The 1,060-nt window shown below is 63.6% G+C and carries 2 protein-coding genes; both read left to right on the top strand.

Annotated elements, in window-relative coordinates; genetic code table 11:
* Positions 1 to 658: electron transfer flavoprotein subunit beta/FixA family protein (locus tag CN933_RS31190; protein ID WP_102763426.1), on the top strand; the 658-nt coding region annotated here is incomplete at its 5' end.
* Positions 659 to 773: 115 nt separating this feature from the next.
* Positions 774 to 1,060: adenine nucleotide alpha hydrolase family protein (locus CN933_RS31185; RefSeq protein WP_522954426.1), on the top strand; the 287-nt coding region annotated here is incomplete at its 3' end.

The following is a 1,060-nucleotide window of genomic DNA, read 5'->3' as shown; positions in this document are numbered from 1 at the left end:
GAAGATGTCGATGAACCCCTTCGACGAGATCTCGGTCGAAGAGGCGCTGCGGCTGAAGGAAGCCGGCAAGGCGAGTGAAGTGGTGGTCGTGTCGATCGGCCCGGCCAAGGCGGAAGAGACGCTCAGGACCGCGCTCGCCATGGGCGCCGACCGGGCGATCCTGGTCGAGACCGAGGATCAGGTCGAGCCGCTCGCTGTGGCCAAGATCGTCAGGCAAGTCGCCGAGGCCGAACAGCCGGGGCTGATCATCGTCGGCAAGCAGGCGATCGACGACGATTCCAACCAGACCGGCCAGATGCTGTCGGCATTGCTCGGCTGGGCCCAGGGCACCTTTGCCTCCAAGGTCGAGATCGGCGACGGCAAGGTCAACGTTACCCGCGAGGTCGACGGCGGCCTGCAGACGGTCGAACTGAAGCTGCCGGCGGTCGTCACCACCGATCTGCGCCTCAACGAGCCGCGCTATGCCTCGCTGCCGAACATCATGAAGGCGAAGAAGAAGCCGCTCGATAAGAAGACTCCGGCCGATTTCGGCGTCGACACGGCGCCGCGGTTGAAAGTCTTGAAGACCGAAGAGCCCTCCGGCCGCAAGGCCGGCGTCAAGGTGAAGACGGTCGCCGAGCTCGTCGACAAGCTCAAGACCGAAGCCGGCGTGCTTTAAGTTCATGCGTCCGGAAAGCGACACCGGCTTCCGGACAAACGCATGAACCACTTCAGACTCATGAGCTCCGATCCGGAACGGATCGTTGAGCTCGATCGAAAGGGAGAATTCTACCATGGCCATTCTGCTTCTGGCTGACCACGACAACAGCCACCTTTCCGACCAGACGGCGAAGGCGCTGGCGGCGGCAACGAAGATCGCCAGTGGGACCGGAACCGACGTGCATGTGCTGGTTGCCGGTCAGAACGTCAAAGGGATTGCCGAGCAAGCCTCCAAGCTTTCGGGCGTCGCCAAGGTGCTGGTCGCCGAGGACGCCTCGCTCGCCAACAATCTCGCCGAGCCGCTGGCCGCGCTGATCGTTTCGCTCGCCGGCAATTACGACACCGTCGTTGCCGCCGCCAC

Origin of the sequence: Sinorhizobium sp. M4_45, assembly GCF_002885915.1 — a bacterium.
GTDB lineage: Bacteria > Pseudomonadota > Alphaproteobacteria > Rhizobiales > Rhizobiaceae > Sinorhizobium > Sinorhizobium meliloti_A.
The sequence above is the reverse complement of the archived record's forward strand: the minus strand, read 5'-3'. Positions and strand labels throughout refer to the sequence as shown.